Below are 6,267 nucleotides of genomic sequence, written 5' to 3'. Positions count from 1 at the left end.
GCTCGGCTGCGAAGCAGTCGTAAACCGGCGGGTGCGGTGTGTCTGATACGCCGCAATTGGCAGGTTTTGGGGCCGCTTCGCGGCCCAGCGGGAGCAAGCTCCCTCGCCACGGGTTTGTCGATTGGCTTAAGAGAACAGCATTGCGCCCGGGTTTGACATCTTCCCGTCAGCCAGCAGTCACCTTGACGTCAGTCGCCCCCTCCTAGAGTGCTACGACCATCCCAACGAGGACCGTGTCGTGGAGCCCACTATGAATATTCGAAACCTGTCGATGGCCGGCCTGCTGGCCGTCATCTCCTTGAGCGGCTCGCCGCTGCTTGCCAAAGAACAAACGCAGATCCCGGCCTACGAATATGGCATGCCGCTGGACATCGCCAGGGTCATCCATATCGAGGAGGCGACATCGCCGGTGTGCGAGGTCGTGCAAGCCAAGATGACCTACTTGAACAGCCAAGGCACCAAGAAGCACGTCAGCTTTCTGCAGTTGGCCGAGGCGTGCTCCAAACAGTGACCGTCCGGCGATGCCGGTTCATTTCTTCAAACAGGGACTATCACCATGTGGAATAACACAACAACACCTACCCTTGGCCGCGTGAGTGACAGGGGCCGGCTGGCGAGGCTGGCGAGAACCCTTGCCGCCGGCATCGCGCTGCTCGCTTCGGTGAGTGTCGAGGCGTCCGATCGCGTAGCACCGAAACCGGACTGGTCGACCCACGACATGCCGTCCCAGAAAGGTCGGATTGTCCTGGTCACCGGCGGCACCAGTGGCATGGGCTACGAGGACGCGCTGGCCTTGGCCCGTGCCGGCGCCGAGGTCATCATCGCCGCGCGCAATCCGGAGCGCGGCGCCCAGGCCATCGCGCGTATCCGTGAATCCGTGCCCGACGCCAAGGTGCAGTTCGAGAACGTGGACCTGGCCGATCTTTCATCGGTGCGCGACCTGGCCCAGCGTCTCAATCAGCGGCTGCCGCGCCTCGACGTATTGATCAACAACGCCGCCGTCATGGCGCCGCCCGAGCGGGGCACGTCCGCCGATGGCTTTGAGCTTCAGTTGGCCACCAACTACCTGGGGCACTTCGCACTGACCGGCCTGTTGGTGCCGCTCTTGCGTCAAAGCCAGGATGCCCGCGTGGTGAGCCTGTCCAGCATTGCTGCGACACGCGGCACGATGAACCTCGATGACCTGCAGAGCGAGCAGAAATACGACCCGTACGGGGCCTACGCGCAATCGAAACTGGCGGTCCTGCACTGGGCCTTTGCCTTGCAGCGGCGCAGTGACGCTGAAAACTGGGGCATTCGCAGCATCGCAGCGCACCCCGGCGTGGCGGTCACCGAGCTGGTCGAACGCGGTCCTGGCCTGGACAGCGAGTTCGGTCGGCGCTGGGCCAAGGACCGCGACGCCTACCACTCAGCGGCACAAGGGGCGTTGCCGACGTTGTACGCCGCCACGGCTGCGCAAGCCGTGGGCGGAGCGTATTACGGCCCGACCGGAGACGCTGAAAGGCGCGGTCCGTTGGGCTTCGCCAAGACGCCGCCCGCCGCAAGTGCGCAGGCGGATGCCGAACGGCTCTGGGCCGTCTCCGAGCGCCTCACCGGCGTGACCTATCGCTGATGCAACCCTGGGCGCGGGCGTCCGTCCCGCGCTTGACCTTTCTTATTGCCGTCTCCCTGGAGTCCCTATGAGTGCGCCTTTCTATTTGCACCGGCTGAGCCTCGCCCTCAACGCCCGCGACGGCGAGTTGCGTCCGGCGCTGTGCGGGTTCCTGCTGTTTCTTTGCCTCTTCACCGGTTATTTCATGCTGCGCCCGATCCGCGAGTCGATGGGCATCGCGGCGGGAGTGGAGAACTTGCAATGGCTGTTTACCGCGACCTTCCTGGTCATGCTGGCGGCCGTGCCGTTGTTCGCCTGGCTCAGTTCCCGAGTACCGCGCCTGCGCCTGATCGACTGGGTGTACGGCTTCTTCGGTTTCAACCTGCTGATGTTCGTCGAGCTGTTCCAGTTCCAGCCGGACAGTGTCTGGCTGGCGCGGGTCTTTTACGTCTGGATCTCGGTTTATAACCTGTTCGTCGTGTCAGTGGCCTGGAGCCTGATGGCAGATGTGTTCGACAGCGAGCAGGCCAAGCGTCTGTTTGCCTTCATCGCCGCAGGCGCCAGCGTCGGCGGCTTGTTGGGGCCGGCCCTGAGCGCGTTGCTCATCGGTCCGCTCGGCGCCTCGGGGTTGATGTTTTTGGCGGCGTTGTTGCTCGGTGCCACGCTGGTGTTGAAACGGGCGTTGATGGCATGGCGCGAAAAGGGCGGGGCTGGCCGTCTTGGCGCCGCGCCGACGCAACATCCCCGGCAGCCCTTGCAGGGCAACCCGTTCAGCGGTTTGATGGCCGTGCTCGGGTCGCCTTACCTGTTGGGCATTGCCGGGTTTGTCGTGTTGTTGGCGACGGTCAGCACGTTTCTCTATTTCGAGCAGGCGCGCCTGGTGGCCGAGCTTTATCCGGATCGCGAAGCGCAAGTGCGCATCTTCGGCACCATCGATATCGTCGTGCAGGCCGGGGCGTTACTGTCCCAGCTATTCATCACCGGCCGTGTCGCACCGAAGCTGGGGGTGCGTGCCTTGCTGGCCATCGTGCCGTTGCTGATGTGCATCGGCTTCCTCGGCCTGGCGTTGGCGCCGGGGTTTGCGCTGCTGGTGGCGCTGATGATCGTGCGGCGGATCGGCGAGTACGCGTTCGTCCGACCGGGCCGGGAAATGCTGTTCGCGCCACTGGATGCGGAGAGTAAATACAAGGCCAAGAACTTTATCGACACCGTGGTCTATCGTGCGGGTGACGCCATGAGTGGCTGGATCAAGAGTCTGCTTGACCTGCTGGGGCAAGGCGCCGGCCCGGTCGCTGTGGTGGGCGCGGGTTGCGCGTTGCTGTGGGGCTACTTGGGTTGGCAACTGGGACGACAGGCCGATTATGCCGCTTCCAGGGAACAGCGCTTGGCGGCGATCTCGGCCAGGGAGCTAAACACCTCGACTGTCGCGTCGTAACTGCATGGTACGGGCCATGTCCACTTGAACGTCTGGCAAACCGCAGCCTCTGACATTAATGCGGGGCGAGCACGGTTCGCCCATCCATGCACGGAGGAGAGGTTCAATGAAGATTCTAATGGTGCTTACATCCCACGATCAGTTGGGTGACACCGGCAAGAAAACCGGTTTCTGGCTGGAGGAGTTTGCCGCGCCTTATTACGTGTTCGCCGACGCCGAGGCGACGATCACGCTGGCCTCTCCAAAGGGTGGGCAACCACCGCTGGACCCCAAGAGCGACGAAGAGGACGCCCAGACCGCTGCGACCCGTCGCTTCGCCTCCGATACCAGGGCCCAAGCGGCGTTGGCCAACACCGTCCCGCTGGGCGAGGTCGACCCCTATGACTTCGATGCGGTGTTTTATCCCGGAGGCCATGGGCCGCTGTGGGATCTTGCCGAGGACACTGACTCCAAGACCCTCATCGAAGCGTTTTATGCGGCGAACAAACCCATCGCGGCCGTCTGCCACGCGCCAGGTGTGTTCAAGAACGTCAACGCCCCAGACGGCGAACCCGTGGTCAAGGGTAAGAAAGTGACTGGATTCACCAACTCCGAGGAGGCGGCGGTGGGGCTGACTCATGTGGTTCCGTTCCTGGTGGAGGACATGCTCAAGGCCAAGGGCGGTGAGTACTCCAAAGGTGCGGATTGGGGGAGCTATGTGGTTGAGGATGGACACCTGATCACCGGGCAGAACCCCGCCTCATCGGAAGCTGCGGCCAAGGCACTGCTTAAGCGGCTGAAGCAGGAACAGGCGGGTTGAATCAGCTCCCGCGGAGTGGGCCACTCGGCCGTTTACAACGGGCAGTGGGCACAAAAGACCCGATGACGGCGAATGCCTGTCAGTTAAGCAGCAGACCTGTGGGAGCAAAGCTTGCTCGCGATAGCGGCAACGTTGCCAATATTGTAGTCGGCTGGCTTACCGCAATCGCGAGCAAGCTTTACTCCCACAGAATTTTGCCGTTTGCTGCGGGCGATCAGCCAAAGCCAATGATCGCCTTGGTTTCCAGATATTCCTCGAGGCCGAAGACGCCGTACTCACGACCATTGCCCGAGCGCTTGTAGCCACCGAATGGCGCCATGGGATCCCAGGCCGGGTAGTTCAGGAGCACTTGCCCCGCGCGGATACGAGAAGCCACCGCGCGCGCCAGATCAAGGTCCTGTGACTGAACATGGGCGCCGAGGCCATAGATCGTATCGTTGGCGATAGCGACTGCCTCATCGATGGTTTCGTAGGCAATGATGCACAGCACCGGCCCGAAGATTTCTTCCTGGGCGATCCGCATGGCGTTATCCACCTCGGAGAAAACCGTCGGGCGGGTGTAGAAACCCTTTTCAAAACCCGGCACGCGCCCCAAGCCGCCGCACAGCAGTTTGGCGCCCTCATGCAGGCCGGCCTCGATCATGGCTTGCACGCGATTGAACTGGGCTTCATTGGCGATGGGGCCGAGTACCGTTTCCGGTGATTGCGGATCGCCGACGATGATCGCATTGGCGGTGGCGGCCGCCAGCGCTTCGACCTCCGCCAGCCGGGCCTTGGGTACGATCATCCGGGTGGGGGCGCTGCACGATTGCCCGACGTTGCGAAACGCCGCCATGACGCCCAGTGGGACGGCTTTGGCAAAGTCGGCATCGGGCAGCAGGATATTCGGGGATTTGCCGCCCAATTCCTGCCCGACCCGCTTCGCCGTCGGCGCGGCCGCCTGGGCCACCAGCGCACCCGCGCGGTTTGAGCCAGTAATCGAGATCATGTCGACGTCCGCGTGTGCGGCCATCGCCGCGCCGACCACATGGCCGCTGCCGTTCACCAGGTTGAAGACGCCCGGTGGAAGGCCCGCGTCATGGACCACTTGGGCAAACAGAAGGGCGCTCAGAGGCGACAGTTCACTGGGCTTGAGCACCACCGTACAACCGGCCGCCAGCGCCGCGGCGACTTTTGCGGTGATCTGATAAAGCGGCCAGTTCCACGGCGTGATGAGGCCGCAGACGCCGATAGGCTCGCGTTGGATCGCGGTGCCGTTCTCGACGGCCTGGAAACGATACGTGGCCAGCAGGTCACGGGCGACCCGAACGTGCTCGGCCGCCAGGGGCACTTGCATCGCCCGTGCAGAGGCGATGGCGGCGCCCATTTCCAGGGAGATCGCCTGGGCAAACGCCTCTTTGCGCTCGAGGATAAGCTCATGGATCTTGCCCAGCACCCGCGCACGCACCGCTGTGGAAGTGGCAGACCAATCGGCAAACGCAGCACGCGCCGCCGCGACCGCCCGATCGACATCCTCGGCAGAGCCGCTGGCGACCTGGGCGACGACCTCTTCGGTAGCCGGATTGACCACCGGCAAACTGGCCGGACTGACCGGCGCCGACCAACCGCCATTGATGTAGAACAGGTGGGTGGTTTGCGGATCAACGCAGTAGGGATTTGAAGATTGGGTAGTCATCCAGGGCGTTCCTTTCGAGCCATATGCGAGTCTGTTCAATACGCTAACAAAGCAGCCCAGGGAAAATATGCCGTTGTTCAAGGGCGCAAAGGAGAATCTGCCGTATCTGCCTGTTTAACTGGTCATTACCGTGTGGCGAGGGAGCTTGCTCCCGCTGGGCTGCGCAGCAGACCCTTCTTTGTGAGCGCTTCGCACTGGAACGCCAGCCATGCGGGCGGACTGATAGCCGACCTGATCCTTGGTGGGACCGCGTTCCTCCTGTGGGAGCGGGCCTGCTCGCGAAGGCGGTGTGTCAGTTTGCGGTGATGTTGGATGTGCCGGCCTCATCGCGAGCAGGCTCGCTCCCACAGGGAATCCTGGGTGTTCATGAGTCTTGTATTCACAGCAAGTCCCATTGTGGGAGCGAGCCTGTTCGCGAAGGCGGTGTGTCAGTTTGCGGTGATGTTGGATGTGCCGGCCTCATCGCGAGCAAGCTCGGCTCCCACACTGATCTCGGGTGCTCATGGGGTCGGTGTCCACGGCCAATCCCTGTGGGAGCTGAGCTTGCTCGCGATAGCGGTGGTGCAGCACACATAAATGCCAGCCCCGACCGCTTGTGCTTTGCTTTGGATCTTGATCTTGATCTTGATCTTGATCTGGCCGCCCCGTTAACCACGCTGGCCGAACGCAGGCATTGCGCAGTGGGCAACCCGGCATGGATGCCGGGTTAGCCGCGCTGGGCCATGGATGGCCCTTCGCGGCGGCCCACGGAGCAATGCCGGAGTGAG

5 protein-coding genes are annotated in these 6,267 nt (G+C 63.0%); 4 read left to right on the top strand and 1 reads right to left on the bottom strand.

Annotated elements, in window-relative coordinates; genetic code table 11:
- Nucleotides 1–250: 250 nt before the first annotated feature.
- The 4 genes from J3361_RS29085 to J3361_RS29070 all read left to right on the top strand — a co-directional run bounded on the left by J3361_RS29085 (nucleotide 251) and on the right by J3361_RS29070 (nucleotide 3,825).
- The gene (locus tag J3361_RS29085; protein WP_207967431.1) at nucleotides 251–511 is read left to right on the top strand and encodes a DUF2790 domain-containing protein; all 261 of its coding nucleotides are present in this window, start codon (nucleotides 251–253) and stop codon (nucleotides 509–511) included.
- Nucleotides 512–556: 45 nt separating this feature from the next.
- Nucleotides 557–1,612 carry an oxidoreductase gene (locus J3361_RS29080; protein ID WP_207967430.1) on the top strand — a complete coding sequence of 352 codons (1,056 nt, stop codon included), beginning with the start codon at nucleotides 557–559 and terminating at the stop codon, nucleotides 1,610–1,612.
- 67 nt (nucleotides 1,613–1,679) lie between these two features.
- A complete protein-coding gene (locus J3361_RS29075; protein WP_207967429.1) occupies nucleotides 1,680–3,026 on the top strand; it encodes an MFS transporter in 1,347 nt (448 codons plus the stop codon).
- A 106-nt stretch (nucleotides 3,027–3,132) separates the two neighbouring features.
- Nucleotides 3,133–3,825, top strand: coding sequence for a type 1 glutamine amidotransferase domain-containing protein (locus tag J3361_RS29070; RefSeq protein WP_207967428.1), 693 nt, complete (start codon nucleotides 3,133–3,135; stop codon nucleotides 3,823–3,825).
- A gap of 214 nt (nucleotides 3,826–4,039) precedes the next feature.
- On the opposite strand, the gene J3361_RS29065 is transcribed toward J3361_RS29070, so the two are convergent.
- The gene (locus J3361_RS29065; protein WP_207967427.1) at nucleotides 4,040–5,500 is read right to left on the bottom strand and encodes an aldehyde dehydrogenase family protein; all 1,461 of its coding nucleotides are present in this window, start codon (nucleotides 5,498–5,500) and stop codon (nucleotides 4,040–4,042) included.
- Nucleotides 5,501–6,267: the final 767 nt, after the last annotated feature.

The organism is Pseudomonas sp. OA65 (genome assembly GCF_017498305.1).
In the GTDB taxonomy this organism is placed as follows: domain Bacteria; phylum Pseudomonadota; class Gammaproteobacteria; order Pseudomonadales; family Pseudomonadaceae; genus Aquipseudomonas; species Aquipseudomonas zanjanensis.
The sequence above is the reverse complement of the archived record's forward strand: the minus strand, read 5'-3'. Positions and strand labels throughout refer to the sequence as shown.